The organism is Patescibacteria group bacterium, assembly GCA_041651355.1.
GTDB lineage: Bacteria > Patescibacteriota > Patescibacteriia > Patescibacteriales > UBA12465 > JAPLVX01.
The window spans coordinates 328,109-341,695 of sequence record JBAZJK010000001.1; the positions used below are offsets into that span (position 1 = coordinate 328,109).

A 13,587-nucleotide genomic window follows, 5' to 3' on the forward strand; every position below is an offset into this window, starting at 1 on the left:
CTGCCTTTGGATTTAATCTTTAATCTAAAAAACTTGCCTTCAGGCAAGTTTTTTGATGTAAGTAATTATTTGTCATCTTCATTCTTGGCGGCTTGGGCGCGATTGTTCACTTCATAGTTGGTATTCTGGGTTTCAAAGAAGTTGACCAGTTCTAAGGCGTCGGTGGCTGTCGCCATCCACTTGGCCGGGTTAGTGGCTTTGAAATGCGCTTCAAAGCCTAGTTCTTCCAGGCGCCGGTCAGCTACGTATCGGACATATTGGTTGACGTAGTCAGCGTTAACGCCAAGGATGCCACGGGGAAACATATCTTGGTTATAGCTAGTTTCCAGGTTGACGCCGTTAATGATGATGTCCTTAATTTCTTGGCTGAATTCTTTGGTAACTATTTCCGGGTTCTCTTCCAGGATAGTCAGGATGAGATTGAGACCGAATTTAAGATGCAGGCTTTCATCCCTGACTACCCAATCGATCATCGAGCCGAAATTCCTTAATTGGCGTCGTTGACGGAAGCTGAGAGCGACCATAAAGCCGCTATAGAACCAGATGCCTTCCATCACGATATTATAGGCGACTAAGTTACGGACGAAATCTTTCTTGCCCTCGGCGGTCTCGATATCTAAAGTCATTTCCGTCATCCTTTTCAGGTGATTAGTAATGAAATCTTCCTTGGCTTTAATGGAGGGCGTGTCCAGGTGCTTCTTAAAGACTTCTTCTCGGTTCAAAGGGAAGGTCTCTAAGACGTATTCAAAGGCTAAGCAATGATTAGCCTCTTCCCACATTTGCTTAGCTAGATAAAGGTGGGCTTCCGGGGCTTTGAGATAGGGATAGACGCCAAGCGCTAGAGTCCGGTTCACTATCAATTCGGCCGGATTAAAGAAACTCATTAGGAAGCTGACAGCTTGCCTTTCATCATCAGTCATCTTCTTCCAATCATCCAAGTCTTCGCCTAAGGCGATTTCATGAGGGAACCAGGTGTTAGCCACGGCTTGGTGATAGAGGTCATAGGCCCATTGATATTTTAAGGGACGAAGTTGCATGTCTTCGTTCAAAGGTTTTCCTAGTATCATATTTTTTATTGATTAATTATTTATATTATTGGCAGCTGTCACAGAGTAAACGTTCTTGCGGATCGATAGGACAAGCTGTTTTGCCTGTCTTGGTTTCATTGCTAGCCCAGAGGGCGCCAAAGCCCTTTTTGCCGCTATTTTCCGCCTTGTTGACCTTAACGGTGCTTTGTTCAGCGGTGTGCCTAGGTTTGAGATGGAGATAATAGGTGGTTTTTAGGCCTTTTCCCCAGGCGGTTTGGTAGATTTTCATGATTTCATCGGTATCCCTGGTGCTTAGATACATGTTGCGGCTGATAGCCTGGTCGACCCATTTTTGGGCCCGAGCGGCGATTTCGATGAAGGCTTTCGGATCGACCGAGAAAGAGTCTTTATAGATGTTTTTCAAGTTTAGGGGGATTTCTTCTATCTGGCTGAGGTCACCTTGAGCCGCTAGGATCTTTTCCCGAACTTTTTCCCAAATTCCCAGAGCCTTTAGTTCACTGGCGAGATTGAAGTTCAGTTCGAGATATTTACCCGATAGAGTGTTGCGGCTGAAAATCTGGGCGAAGCGCGGGTCGATACCGGTGGAGGTCCCGGCCACCAAGCCGATGTTGGCGGTTGGGGCGATCGCGAGCAGGGTAGAGTTACGCATGCCTTGCCTGCTTTTATTTTTTAAAGCTTCCCAATCTAAATTCAGGTCCGATTTGCTCAAGCTCACGCTTATCTCCCGGCCGCGGTTATCAGCCAGGCGCTTGATCGTATCATAGGGCAGATAGCCTTTTGACCAGAGTGAACCGGAAAAGTTAGAGTATGAGCCTCTTTCTTGAGCTAGATCGGCACTGGTGTCTATCGCCTGGTAGCTGATGAATTCCATCAGCCGGTCGCTCAGCTCGAAAGCCTCGGGGCTATCATAGGCTAGGCCCATCTTTTCTAAGAGATCAGCTAGTCCCATCACCCCTAAACCTAGGGCGCGGTTATGGCTGTCGAAGTTAATGGCTTCTGGGACAGGCGGCTGGTTGATATCAACCAGGTTATCTAATTGCCTGATGCCTAAGCGGACGCTATCTTTCAAGTTTGCCCAGTCGATCTCGATCTTGTTTCCCTCGGTTTTTAGATGCCGAGCCAAGTTGAGAGACAGCAGGTTGCAAACCGCGACGTTGTCCTTGTTAGTCGGCAGGGTGATTTCGGTGCAGAGGTTGGAGCTATAGATCGGTCCGGTGTTGTCGTTTAGGGCCCTGATATTTATCGCATCCTTCCAGGTAAGCCAGGGGTGGGAGGTGCCCTGGAGAGAGATGATTATCTGCCGGAATTGTTCGCCGGCCTTTATCTTTTGGAAAGCGCGCAATTCACCTTTTTCCGCTTTCTCGATATATTCCTGGTACCTCTGGCTAAAAGCTTGCCCTGACAAATCGACTAAGTCAGGAGTTTCTTTGGGGTCGAACAGATACCACCAATCATTGTTATCTACTCTTTTCATGAATTCATCCGAAAGATAGACGGCGGTATCGGCTGTCCGGGTGCGACGATAGTCGTCGCCGGCATTTTGCTTGAGGTCAAGGAAGTCTTGGAAGTCTAAATGCCAGTTCTCCATATAGAAGCAGAGGGCGCCCATCTTTTTTCCGGCCCGGGAGATAGCCCTAATCGTCGAGTCGATAATATGCAGGAAGGGGACTGGTCCGGAAGAAAAGGTATTATTGGTGCTGATGGGAGAACCGTTAGCTCGGAGCTTGGTGACTGACAAGCCGATACCCCCGGTAGCTTTAGATAGTTTCATGACATCAGAAACGGTTTTACCGATGTGGTCGATGTTATCTTCCATATCCAGAATGAAGCAGTTGCTCAGGGCCGGCTTTTTTGAGCCGGCATTGATATTGGTGGAGCCGCCGGGTATATATTCCAAGCGTGACATCTTGTGATAGAAGAGCTTGGCGCTAGCTGTCGGGTCCTTTTCTTTATAAGCCAGGCCCATCGCCACTCGCATCCAGAAGTATTGAGGACTTTCTTGGAGCTTCTGTTCGGCGCTTTTTATGAGATAACGGTGCTTCATGGTTGAAAGACCAGTGTAGGTGAGGAGCTGATCCCTTTCTAAATCTAAAGCTTGGGCTAGTTCCTCTAGATTGAATACTTCTAATTCTGTACTGAGCCAAGCGGCTTTGATGGCCCGGGTAATATAGGCAGGGAAGCCATGGCGGTGTTTTTCAAGCAGTTCTGTCCGGTCTTTAAAATCCCCCAAGACTTCCTTATAGATGGTTTTGAGCAAGAGGCGGGTAGCGACAATATCGAAATCTGGATCGTCCTTGATGTTTTGGACAGCCGCGTTGATTAGAGCCTGGTCTAATTCCAGAGTCGTGATGCCATCATAGAGAGTCAGCTCGGTTTCGGTCGCGATCTGGGTGATCTTAGCGCTAGCTTCAGGCAGGCCAGCACAAGCGGCGGCCACGGCTCGGTTTATTTTATCAGCTTCGAAGGCTTCTAAGCGGCCATCGATTTTTTTTATATTGATCGGCATAAGTTTGGGAAACGGTTAAACTAAGAGTTTTAATCCATTTCTATATATAGTGTTTAAAGTATTCTTTAGTATACCATATATTGTGTTTATGTGCCAAGGCTAAAAAAGAGAGTTTATTGTAATCGCTTGTGGATAAGTTAAGCTAGCAATAAATGATTTTATTTTTTTAAATAAAAAAGACTGATTTTTATGATCAGTCCTTGAACCTTACACGGAGTTTTATTTTATATAGATTAAAATCATTCTTTCACTCTAGTATTGACAAAATAACTATTTTAATGTTATAGTTTTTGTCTAAACGGTTCTTTTTTATAAAACCCTTGAAAATGGCAAAATTGATAGCAACATTATTGGTAATTATCGTTAAAGTGATGCTCTACATGATTAAAATTATTTATTTTTTTACCCACTTTATATCAAAAATTGTAGAGATCGTAGTGACCCTCGCCATCTTCGGCTGTATTGGTTTTTTGCTTAAAGAGTTCGGCTCGCCCTGGATATTCATAGTTATTCTTGGGTCAGCTTTTTGGTTCATATGTTTTATCATATTATTGATTTGGAAACCAAAAACAATGAACAAACTGATAAGCGATATATTGAAATAATTTAAATGGGATGTAAAATCCCATTTTTTATTTAACTTAAGAAATCAAATCACGCTTGATATTGATTTTTTTCGGGGTGAATATAAGTAAGAAGATGGCAATCAAACTGCCTGTCAAGCCGATAAAAGAGAAGGCTCCGGAATTGCCGAAGCGATCGGCTATGAAACCAGCTACCATCGGTCCCAAGACATAGCCCAGATTCGTGAAAAAGTCCTCTAGGCTTTCTATCTCTTTTTCGTAGTCAGGACTTTCACTGATGTAGTCGGCGTAGGCACCGTTAATAGCCGGCCAGGAAATAGAGATGAAGATTGAAGATATGAAAATGGTTAGGATTATCAATATCGGGTTGTCTAAGAAATATATCATAAATAAGAGCAGTGACCCGATGCCTAAAGACGTGAAGGCTGTCTTTTTTTTGCCGTAGCGTCGGGTGAGTGAGCCAACTAGCCAGCCAACCAAGAGAGCGGGCAGAGAGTAGGCGGTCATGAAGAACCCGGAAAATTTCCTGATTTCGCTCATGCCTTCGGCGAAGATCGGACCGACAGTCCAGAAGAAGGCATCAATGAAGTTAAGCATCAGGGTGAGGATCAGGACGGGCAAGAGGATTCGGCCTAGCTTCTTCCAGGTTTTTATTTCTAGCCAGAGGCCTTTTTCTTTGATTTTAGGAGCCGTGCTTTCTGTTTGGCGGCGGTTAGGGCTGAAATAATACATGACCAAGAAAAAGAAAATAGCGATGATCAGAAATATCCAAGCCAGGATTAAGGACTTATAGTCAAAGGCTTCAGCGATCATGAAGCCGACTAAGATCGGTGCGATCAGGAAACCGATCGATTGGAAGACTTGGATCAAGCCAAAGCCCTCACTGTGCTCGGATTTCTTCAGCTGGCGCCCGACAAAGTCGAAATTACCGATATTTTTCAGGTCGAAATAGACTCCCCAGATAGCCATTGCTAAGATATATAAGATGAAAGTATTGGCTTTAAATAAGATTAGGGGGTAGAACAGGCAGATAGCTAACATGATGAGGAACATCCGCTTGTAGTAAGTATTTTTGAATATCCGGCAGGCGATGAAATCGAATAGGGCGCCGGCCACCGAAGAGCTGCCGATGATTATTCCCATCAGGGTTTCAGAAATCCCCCGTTCGCTGATAATAAGAGGAGTCATATAGGAAATGACGCCTTCGTATAAGGACCAGAAAAGCATGACGAAGCAGAGGAGATAGAGGGTGCTTTTTCCGTGCTTGTATTTCTTGATAAAGTCGGCCAGCAGTCTCAAGGTAGGCATATTATTGGTAATTATACTATTATCATAGCATATTTCCTGATTATTAATATAATATTCTTAATTGCTACCCACCTTTAGGCGTGCTATAATTTTAATAATCTAATTAATTCATGCTTGGTATTTTAAAATATCAAGCTGATCGTCAATAATATGAAAAAAATCATAGTTAGCGTATTGCTTGTTTCTTTTCTGGGTCTGCCTTTAGCTTGGCAGGGGGCTCGAGCTGAAGACAGCTTTTCCGGGATTGCCGGGACGGTCGTGACTTCCGTGAATCGGCCGAGCGAGGATCTAGAAAAGATTCCCGCTCCGCAATTCATCAATCTCTATCGCTCCATCCGTAAGGTCGGGAGCGCTTTATGGGGCGTCAAGAAGGAAAGCAAGACTGAAGATACTAAATTGGAAAAGATCGCTACTCCTAATCAGATTTCCCAATATAGCAATATCCAACGCAAGGGTAATGCCTTGTGGGGGATCAAGAAATCAGATCCCTTTGTCGCTGTCACAGCCGAGCAATCAGCTTGCGTGATTAGCGCGATTGAGAACAAGGATAAAGCGGTAATTGAAAATCGGAATCAGGAACTCAAGGCTTTAACTGATCTGATCAATAATCGGACCGCTTGCCAGAAGAGCGCTTTAGCTAGCCTGGATGAACAGAAGGATAACCTGAAAAAATGTGCTAGCATCTTCAAATCATCCAATCGAGAGTTGCGGGTGATGACGCAAAAATCACAAACAGCCATTTGGCAGACATATAAGACAAGTTTAGCTGCCTGTTCCAAAGACTTGGTCGTTATCGAAGACGGTGATGAAACCGTGATGTCTACGACCAATGCCAAACTCGATTAAAAGCAAAGAAAAAAAATATTAGTGCGTATTAATTAAAAGATGAAGCCTTTCATCTTTTAATTATTTAATTATTAAACAAAAAATTATGGAAGAAAATAAAAATGGCGAAAAGAAGTCTCATCATGGCGATCATTGCTGCCAAGCTTTTAAGGGTTGCTGCGGTTCCCATGGCAAATTCATCAAGATTTTTTTGGCCTTGGTGATTGCGGTCTTCATCTTTTGCTTAGGCCTTAATTTCGGCTCCCACTTCGGACGCTATAAGGGTGCTTTCTATGGACCAGGCGCAATGATGGGGGGACGTTATTTCCGGGGAGGCGATAGGGACGGACAGGCTTGCCGTTTCCAGAATAAGGATAATAGCGCTTGCCCGATGCAGAGGCAATTGAACCAGGCTAGTCCGGAAGCGAGTAATAACCCGTCGACCGACCAAACTCCACCCGCTAGCGCTCCGCTCGAGAACGCAAATCCAGCCCAGTAAATCATTTTTTCCTATTAGAAAAGGCCCTTTTATCGGGGCCTTTTGGCGATTACTGCTTTCTCAACCATGGATTTTCATGCATGTAACGCAGGTAGTGGCCGTCGGGATGATTTCCAGCCTTCGTTGTTCGATTTCTTGGCCGCATTTTTCGCAGAATTCATAGCGGTTGTTACTGATCCTCTGCAGGGCTTTAAGGAGTTGGGTGATTTTTTGGCTTTTCTGTTCGACTAAGTAATTAGAGGCCTCACCCTGGATAGCGAGTTCTTCCTCAAGTTTTTGCTTGTCTTGGAGCCTTTTCAAATGGCTCGAAAGCCGCAGCCTTTGTTGTTCGATAAATTCCTTGTCCATCCTGATTGTTTTTATGTTGTTTATGTAATGTGCGAAGTTTCTAAATTATCATTTCGTTATCAATATGTCAAATGTTTGTTTAGTTGATAAAAGATAGGTATTCTGTTATCTTAAAAGCAAATCATCATTCGTTCATTAAAAGTCAGGAGGTGTTTCATGAAAAAAAAGAAAAGAGCTGTCTGGCTCAGAAAGTTAGCAGACGCCTTTTTTTTCTGGTTGCTGCTCTATCCGGCCATCATCGTATTAGGTTGGCTGTTTTTGGGCTCTTTAGAGCTTTTCGGAGCAATCCGGATCCGTAATAAGAATCTGCTTCCTAAATGGCCCCGAGGCCTTTTAGTGGTTTCTAACCATCCTTCTTTTTGGGAACCTTTTGCTTTAAATTATCTTTTTATCCGAGCGGCTAGCCTTAATCCGATCCGATTCTTTCCTTATGGGACTCCGGATTTCCATAATTTCAATAAATGGTATTGGACAACCTTAAAGAACCGCTTCATCTTTTTTCCGCGCGGGGACGACCGTTCTTGCGCGGCTGCTCATGCTCGGACCGCCCGCTTGCTCAAGAAAGGCAGGATTGTGATCATTTTCCCTGAAGGCGGAAGAACTGGAACCAATAAAAGCAATATTTGGTTGCAGTCTCCTAAGGGAAACCGTCTACGGCCCCTGAAAAGCGGAGCCGCACGTTTGGCCTTGCAGTCTAAATGCGACATCCTGCCGGTTTGGGTGAGAGGCGCCGATCGGGTTATGCCCTTGGGCTCTAAGTTGCCTAAATTTTGGCGCCGGACTGAGATTGTCGTAGGGGAAAGCTTTCGTTTAGAAGGCGAAGAAAGTCGCAGTTACCTGAAGTCGGCTAACGAAGAAATCGCTAATCGGCTCTTAAGCTTATCCGACCAATGAAAAGTCGGGAAAAGGGATGAGAAAATCATCTCTTTTTATATATTTGTCTTTATCGATATATTTGTTATACTAATATATACCTTATATTATTTATAAGTTTTAATTTATTTAATCTTTATCAATATTATGAAGAAAATAAGCTTGTCTTTATTGTTACTTTCCGCTGTTTTCGTTTTGGCGGCCTGCAGTACTAAAAGCAGCCAAGTCGTTAACGATCAAACCCCAATCCAGACTAACGCTCCGGCTGACTCAGCTATTCCGACTGAGCCGACTACTAACACCGCTTTTTTCACTTTAGCGGATGTGGCTAAGCATAATAGCCCTAGCGATTGCTGGCTAGCTGTTGACGGTAATGTCTTCGATGTCACGGCCTATGTCAAAGCCGGCTTACATCCGGGAGGAGAAGCGATTCTCAAGGGTTGCGGCCTAGATGCCAGCCAAATGTTCGCCCAGGTGAAGAAACACGGTGATAAGGCCAGGGGGATGCTCGATTCCTATTTCATCGGTAAATTACAATAACCAACTAGGTAGATTTTATCTTATTCAGGGATTAGGGCTTATGTCCTAATCCCGCCTTTTTATCGCTTATCAGGATTTATGGGTCAATTATTCCAGCTAAAATCAGAATTTTCTCCGGCGGGCGATCAGCCGGAAGCAATCAAGAGATTGCAATCAGGCCTGGCACGCGGCGAGCGCTACCAGACGCTTTTAGGCGTGACTGGGTCCGGTAAAACATTCACGGTTGCTAATGTGATTGCGAGCCAAGATAAGCCGGTTTTGGTGATGGCTCCTAACAAGGCTTTGGCCGCCCAGCTCTATCGGGAGTATAAGAATTTCTTTCCTGATAATGCGGTCCATTATTTCGTTTCCTATTACGACTACTATCAGCCGGAAGCCTATTTGCCAATCACTGATACCTATATCGATAAGGAAGCGATGATTAACCAGGAAATCGAGCGTTTGCGCCATGCCGCTACTTCGTCTCTTATGACCAGGCGTGATGTTATCATTGTCGCATCGGTCTCTTGCATATACAACCTAGGAGTGCCGGAAAACTACTCTGAATCAAAACTCCATTTAGAAAAAAATAAGCCAATGGTGCGAGCTGATCTGATTAAGCAATTAGTTAAAATGCAGTTTGAACGCACTAATGGCGAAATCAGTCGTGGCCAATTTAGGGCGCGGGGCGATATTTTAGAGATTCGGGCGATGTCGGAAAACATCGTTTATCAAGTTGAGATTATTGAGCAAAAGATTGCGGGACTAAAGATCATTGATAATCTTACCAAGAATATCCTGGATGATCTATCAGAAATAGTCGTTTTTCCTCCCAAGCACTTCGTTTCTACCCAGCCTCAGATTCAAGTTGCCATTAATAATATCAAGGAAGAACTAAAAGATCGTCTTAAGTATTTTAATAAGAATAAATTATATTTGGAGGCCGAACGCTTGGAGCGCCGGATCCGCTATGATATGGAGATGCTCAAGACTCTGGGCTATTGTCACGGGATTGAAAATTATTCCCGCCATCTGACCGGGAAGTTAGCTGGGGAAGCGCCAGATTCTCTTTTGGCCTATTTCCCCCAGAAAGCCGGCCAGCCTGATTTTTTAACCATCATCGATGAATCGCATATCGCGGTGCCGCAGGTAGGCGGAATGTATAACGGCGACCGGGCACGCAAAGAAACCTTAGTCCAATATGGCTGGCGTCTGCCTTCGGCTTTAGATAACCGCCCCCTTAAATTCTCTGAATTTGAACAGCGGATAGGCCAAGTTATATTCACAACGGCAACGCCGGGCGATTTCGAAATCAAGCACTCTAGCCAAGTTGTCGAGCAAGTAATCAGGCCGACAGGCCTAGTCGATCCAGAAATCGAGATCCGTCCAGTGTTTGATAAAGAATCTAATTACAGCCAGATAAATGATATTATTAAAGAAATCAAGGTTTTAGCCGCTAAGAACGAGAGGGTGATCGTTAATACCTTAACTAAGAAGCAGGCGGAGGAGCTGAACACTTATCTGCAAGCCCAAGGCTTGAAATCCAATTATCTTCATTCCGACGTTAAGACCTTGGAAAGGACAGAAATCCTCCAGCAATTTAGAGAAGGGAAATTTGACACTTTAATTGGAGTTAATCTTCTGCGTGAGGGCCTTGATTTGCCCGAGGTAACCCTAGTGGCGATCCTAGACGCTGATCGCGAAGGCTTTTTGCGTAGCCAGACTTCGCTTATCCAGACCATGGGCCGGGCGGCTCGTAATGTCAGGGGAAAGATCATCTTGTATGCTGATAAAATGACCGGTTCGATCAAGCGCGCTAAGCGGGAAGTTGACCGTCGCCGCCAAAAACAGCTGGCTTATAATGAGAAGCACAGCATTACTCCGATGTCGGTCTCCAAAAAGATAGAACACTTTCTAGATATTGAAGAGAAATAAGAAATTAATTTAAAGTAAGCTATTCTTATGAAGATAGAATACGAAGCTACGTTTACTAACATCGACAAAGAAGAGATTCGGGGGCGTTTGCGCCAAGCTGGAGCCTCTTTGATAAAGCCAGAATTTTTGCAGAAACGGGCGGTTTTTAATTTGCCGGATAATGATAGTAATTCTTGGCTACGCGTCCGAGATGAGGGGGATAAGATAACTATGAGCTTGAAGCGGGTAGATGGTGGGAGTATCCAGAATCAGAAAGAAACTTGTTTTACAGTCAGCGATTTTGAGGAAGCAAAAGAATTCCTGCAGCTTCTGGGTTGTCCATATAAATCATACCAAGAAACCAAGAGGGAAATCTGGCTGTTAGGCGAAGCGGAGATCAGTCTTGATGAATGGCCCTATTTGGAGCCATTCGTGGAAATTGAGGCTCAGGATGAGGCTTCGGTTAAGGCGGCGGCCCAGCGTCTTGGTTTTAACTACGAAGATGCTTATTTTGGCGCGGTTGATGTTTTGTATAGCAAGAAATATGCTTGTCCTTTGGAATTAATAAACCAGCGGACACCGCGGATAACTTTTGAAGACCCAAATCCTTTCCTTTAGCCATATGGAAGAAAAAATAATCATCCGCGGCGCGCGGATGCACAATTTAAAGAATATCGATTTAGAGATTCCTCATAATAAGCTGACAGTCATCAGCGGCGTTTCTGGTTCCGGCAAATCATCCTTAGCTTTTGATACGCTCTTTGCTGAAGGGCAGAGGCAATATGTAGAATCCTTGTCGCCTTATATGCGCCAATTTTTAGGACAGAAGAAACCGGCAGACGTTGATGAAATCATCGGTTTAGCCCCTTCGATTTCCATTGACCAGAAGGCTCTTTCCCATAATCCCCGCTCGACTGTCGGGACCCTAACGGACATCTATGATTACTTGCGCGTCCTCTATGCCCGGGTGGGAGAGGTGTTTTGTCCTTTGTGCGGTACTAAGATTGAAAAGCTATCCGCGGAAGAGATGGTTGATATCATTATCAAACGCGGAGAGGATATATCAGAAGAATATGTCACCATCTTAGCTCCTGTCATTTTGGATCGAAAGGGTGAGTACTACCAGCTTTTATATAATTATCTTTCTTTGGGCTTTGCTGAAGCCAGAATCGACGGTTCCTGGCATTCCTTGCGGGAGCAAATCAAGTTATCGCCTAAACAGAAGCATGATATCCAGATCGTGATGGACAAAGTGATGCTCAGCGACCAGAGCCGGATGTTTGAAGCAGTCGAGAACGCCTTATCATACAGCCAGGGATTAGTAATTGCTAAATACAAAGAGGCGGAATTCTTATTATCGGCCAACTGGACTTGTCCAAAAGATAATTTTTCTTTCCCTGAAGTTGAACCTCGCCTATTTTCTTTTAATTCTCCCCATGGAGCTTGCCCAGAATGCAACGGTTTGGGGAAGATAGGCTTTTTTGCTGAGAAATCCTGCCCCAAATGCCAGGGCGACCGCTTGCGTCCGGAGGCTTTATCCGTCCGGGTGAATAATAAGAATTTAGCCGAAGTGGCCAGGATGCCAATCGATAAGGCGACGGATTTCTTTACCAAATATTATCACAAGATGACTAAGCGACAATTAGCGATCGCTGAACCGGTTGTCCTGCAGATCATTAGTCGTTTCGAATTTTTGTTGAAAGTCGGCTTGCATTATCTTAATCTCTCTCGGGAAGCGGAAACCTTATCCGGCGGAGAGGCTCAGAGGATCAGGCTGTCTTCCCAGATAGGATCCCATCTTTCCCGGACTTTATATGTCTTAGACGAGCCGACTATCGGTTTACATGAGCGGGATACAGCTAGATTAATCCAGACGCTTAAAGCCCTGCGTGATAAGAATAATACGGTCGTGATCGTGGAACATGACGAAAAAACTCTTCGGGAATCTGATTATCTGGTAGACCTTGGCCCCTTAGCCGGAGTCCATGGCGGCGAAGTCGTCGCCGCCGGCAGAACCGAGGATCTTTTAGTTGAGAAAAATAAAGACGGCCAGGGGTCTCTGACATTGGAGTACTTGCGTGGCCAAAGAGATATCTCTTTGCCGGATAAAAGGCGCAGCCAGAATCATGGGAGCTTGAAAATCTTGGGAGCGAAAGCTAATAACCTAAAAAACCTAAAAGTTGAAATTCCTTTAGGGAGACTGGTGGGACTAAGCGGCGTTTCTGGTTCAGGCAAGTCATCCTTGATGTATGATGTTTTATATAAGAATATCAACCATATTAAGAATCGTCCGGGCGGGCGGGCTAAATTGGAGGACGTGAGCGATATCAAAGGTACCGATTACATTAATAAGGTGGTAGTTATCGACCAGTCGCCAATCGGTAGGACGCCGCGTTCTAATCCAGCCACTTATACCGGCATCTTCACTCCGATTCGCGATTTCTTTGCTGCCTTGCCTGAGGCCAAAGAAAGAGCCTATACTTTGTCGCGTTTTTCCTTTAATCGTCCGGGCGGACGCTGTGAAGCTTGCGAAGGCGCTGGTTCTAATTTGATTGAGATGCATTTCCTACCCCCGGTCTTGGTTGAGTGCGAGGTTTGCCGGGGTAAAAGGTTTAATCGGGAAACTTTGCAAGTGAAGTACAAAGGCAAGAATATCGCTGATGTTCTAGATTTGACGATTGATGAGGCGGTTAATTTATTCGCTGAACATTATTATATCGTAGATAAGTTGAAAGTCCTGCAGTCGGTCGGACTGGGCTATCTAAAATTAGGCCAAAGCGCCACCACTTTATCTGGCGGCGAAGCTCAGCGTATTAAGATCGCTAAAGAATTAACCTATACTTTAGGTAAGCGCACCCTATATCTCCTGGATGAGCCGACTACCGGCCTTCATTATTACGACATCGAGATGTTGCTTAGCGTCCTAAATAAATTAGTGGAGAAAGGGAACTCGGTTCTAGTCATTGAGCATAATCTTCATATGCTAAAATCAATGGATTATATCATTGACTTGGGTCCGGATGGCGGCGATCAAGGCGGCCGATTAGTGGCTAGCGGCAGTCCGGAAGAGATAGCCGCTAATAGCAAGAGCATTACCGGTGAGTATCTTAAAGAATATCTTAAATAAAAAAACCAGCTTTTGTGGCTGGTGTGAGAGAGGGA

At 44.7% G+C, this 13,587-nt stretch carries 11 protein-coding genes; 7 read left to right on the forward strand and 4 right to left on the reverse strand.

What is annotated here, in order from left to right:
- Positions 1–65: 65 nt before the first annotated feature.
- The 3 genes from WC441_01620 to WC441_01630 form a co-directional block, all read right to left on the reverse strand.
- Positions 66–1,067, reverse strand: coding sequence for a ribonucleotide-diphosphate reductase subunit beta (locus WC441_01620; GenBank protein ID MFA5163206.1), 1,002 nt, complete (start codon positions 1,065–1,067; stop codon positions 66–68).
- A gap of 25 nt (positions 1,068–1,092) precedes the next feature.
- Positions 1,093–3,555 carry a ribonucleoside-diphosphate reductase subunit alpha gene (locus tag WC441_01625; protein ID MFA5163207.1) on the reverse strand — a complete coding sequence of 821 codons (2,463 nt, stop codon included), beginning with the start codon at positions 3,553–3,555 and terminating at the stop codon, positions 1,093–1,095.
- A 641-nt stretch (positions 3,556–4,196) separates the two neighbouring features.
- Positions 4,197–5,447, reverse strand: a complete 1,251-nt coding sequence (locus WC441_01630) for an MFS transporter (protein MFA5163208.1) — start codon at positions 5,445–5,447, stop codon at positions 4,197–4,199.
- A 150-nt stretch (positions 5,448–5,597) separates the two neighbouring features.
- On the opposite strand from WC441_01630, the gene WC441_01635 reads away from it, so the two are divergent.
- On the forward strand, positions 5,598–6,293 hold the full coding sequence (locus tag WC441_01635) for a hypothetical protein (GenBank protein ID MFA5163209.1): 696 nt from the start codon (positions 5,598–5,600) through the stop codon (positions 6,291–6,293).
- Between the two features lie 85 nt (positions 6,294–6,378).
- On the forward strand, positions 6,379–6,771 hold the full coding sequence (locus WC441_01640) for a hypothetical protein (protein MFA5163210.1): 393 nt from the start codon (positions 6,379–6,381) through the stop codon (positions 6,769–6,771).
- Positions 6,772–6,831: 60 nt separating this feature from the next.
- Here WC441_01640 and WC441_01645 read toward each other — a convergent pair whose 3' ends face one another.
- Positions 6,832–7,119 (reverse strand): TraR/DksA C4-type zinc finger protein, encoded by a 288-nt coding sequence (locus tag WC441_01645; protein MFA5163211.1) that lies wholly within the window; start codon positions 7,117–7,119, stop codon positions 6,832–6,834.
- Between the two features lie 156 nt (positions 7,120–7,275).
- Here WC441_01645 and WC441_01650 point away from each other — a divergent pair, with 156 nt between their 5' ends.
- The 5 genes from WC441_01650 (at position 7,276) to uvrA (ending at position 13,552) form a co-directional block, all read left to right on the forward strand.
- Positions 7,276–8,013 carry a lysophospholipid acyltransferase family protein gene (locus tag WC441_01650; protein MFA5163212.1) on the forward strand — a complete coding sequence of 246 codons (738 nt, stop codon included), beginning with the start codon at positions 7,276–7,278 and terminating at the stop codon, positions 8,011–8,013.
- 126 nt (positions 8,014–8,139) lie between these two features.
- Positions 8,140–8,532: a cytochrome b5 domain-containing protein gene (locus WC441_01655; protein ID MFA5163213.1), complete on the forward strand. Its 393-nt coding sequence runs from the start codon at positions 8,140–8,142 to the stop codon at positions 8,530–8,532.
- 78 nt (positions 8,533–8,610) lie between these two features.
- Positions 8,611–10,446 carry an excinuclease ABC subunit UvrB gene (uvrB, locus tag WC441_01660; protein MFA5163214.1) on the forward strand — a complete coding sequence of 612 codons (1,836 nt, stop codon included), beginning with the start codon at positions 8,611–8,613 and terminating at the stop codon, positions 10,444–10,446.
- Positions 10,447–10,473: 27 nt separating this feature from the next.
- The gene (locus WC441_01665; protein MFA5163215.1) at positions 10,474–11,043 is read left to right on the forward strand and encodes a class IV adenylate cyclase; all 570 of its coding nucleotides are present in this window, start codon (positions 10,474–10,476) and stop codon (positions 11,041–11,043) included.
- Between the two features lie 4 nt (positions 11,044–11,047).
- Positions 11,048–13,552 carry an excinuclease ABC subunit UvrA gene (gene uvrA, locus WC441_01670; protein ID MFA5163216.1) on the forward strand — a complete coding sequence of 835 codons (2,505 nt, stop codon included), beginning with the start codon at positions 11,048–11,050 and terminating at the stop codon, positions 13,550–13,552.
- Positions 13,553–13,587: the final 35 nt, after the last annotated feature.

What these genes read in the sequence shown, in the direction of transcription:
- WC441_01620 (MFA5163206.1), bottom strand. Translation starts at nt 1,067, where the DNA reads ATGATACTAGGAAAACCTTTGAACGAAGACATGCAACTTCGTCCCTTA.
- WC441_01625 (MFA5163207.1), bottom strand. Translation starts at nt 3,555, where the DNA reads ATGCCGATCAATATAAAAAAAATCGATGGCCGCTTAGAAGCCTTCGAA.
- WC441_01630 (MFA5163208.1), bottom strand. Translation starts at nt 5,447, where the DNA reads ATGCCTACCTTGAGACTGCTGGCCGACTTTATCAAGAAATACAAGCAC.
- WC441_01635 (MFA5163209.1), top strand. Translation starts at nt 5,598, where the DNA reads ATGAAAAAAATCATAGTTAGCGTATTGCTTGTTTCTTTTCTGGGTCTG.
- WC441_01640 (MFA5163210.1), top strand. Translation starts at nt 6,379, where the DNA reads ATGGAAGAAAATAAAAATGGCGAAAAGAAGTCTCATCATGGCGATCAT.
- WC441_01645 (MFA5163211.1), bottom strand. Translation starts at nt 7,119, where the DNA reads ATGGACAAGGAATTTATCGAACAACAAAGGCTGCGGCTTTCGAGCCAT.
- WC441_01650 (MFA5163212.1), top strand. Translation starts at nt 7,276, where the DNA reads ATGAAAAAAAAGAAAAGAGCTGTCTGGCTCAGAAAGTTAGCAGACGCC.
- WC441_01655 (MFA5163213.1), top strand. Translation starts at nt 8,140, where the DNA reads ATGAAGAAAATAAGCTTGTCTTTATTGTTACTTTCCGCTGTTTTCGTT.
- uvrB (MFA5163214.1), top strand. Translation starts at nt 8,611, where the DNA reads ATGGGTCAATTATTCCAGCTAAAATCAGAATTTTCTCCGGCGGGCGAT.
- WC441_01665 (MFA5163215.1), top strand. Translation starts at nt 10,474, where the DNA reads ATGAAGATAGAATACGAAGCTACGTTTACTAACATCGACAAAGAAGAG.
- uvrA (MFA5163216.1), top strand. Translation starts at nt 11,048, where the DNA reads ATGGAAGAAAAAATAATCATCCGCGGCGCGCGGATGCACAATTTAAAG.